This window comes from Nocardia sp. 852002-20019_SCH5090214, assembly GCF_001665865.1.
GTDB lineage: Bacteria > Actinomycetota > Actinomycetes > Mycobacteriales > Mycobacteriaceae > Nocardia > Nocardia nova.
The window spans coordinates 1-660 of the sequence record NZ_LZMK01000279.1; the positions used below are offsets into that span (position 1 = coordinate 1).

Sequence of the window (660 nt, forward strand, 5' to 3'; positions counted from 1 at the left end):
CTCCAGCAGTGGGGACGCGTTTTTCGAGCCGGAAGGCGAGGACCTTCTCGCCGGGTTGATCCTGGCGGCCGCGTTGGCGAAAGAGCCGATCACGACGGTGTTCGAGTGGGTCACCAAGCAGACCGACGAGACACCGGTGCGGATCCTCGACGACCACGGTTTCGGTTTGGTCGCCGGTGCCCTGTCCGAGCAGTTCAGTGCACCGGAAAAGCAGAAGGGCGGCGTGTTCTCGACCGCGAAGAAGATGGCGGCGGTCCTCAAGTATGAGGACATCCGCCGGTGGGTGTGCCCGCCGCAGCGCGGTGAGCGCCCGCGCCGGGCCTTCGATGTCGCCGAGTTCGTCACCAGCAAAGACACCCTGTATCTGCTGTCGGAGGAAGGCCCGGCCTCCGGCGGCGCGCTGGTGACCGCGTTCGCGTCGGCCGTGGCTGCGGCGGGCAAGGACGAGGGCGGGCGCGCCGGTGGCCGGATGCCGGTGCCGATGCTGATCGTGCTCGATGAGGCCGCCAACATTGTCCGCTGGCGCAACCTGCCGAAGCAGTACAGCCACTTCGGATCTCGCGGCATCGTCGTCATGACCATTCTGCAGTCCTGGGCTCAGGGCGTGGGCTGCTGGGGCGAAGCGGGCATGAAGGCGCTGTGGTCGGCGGCCAACATCAA

At 67.3% G+C, this 660-nt stretch carries 1 protein-coding gene; it reads left to right on the plus strand.

Annotated elements, in window-relative coordinates; all coding sequences use genetic code 11:
• The coding region (locus A5780_RS21810) for a type IV secretory system conjugative DNA transfer family protein (RefSeq protein WP_156769597.1) at nt 1-660 on the plus strand (660 nt) is incomplete at both ends.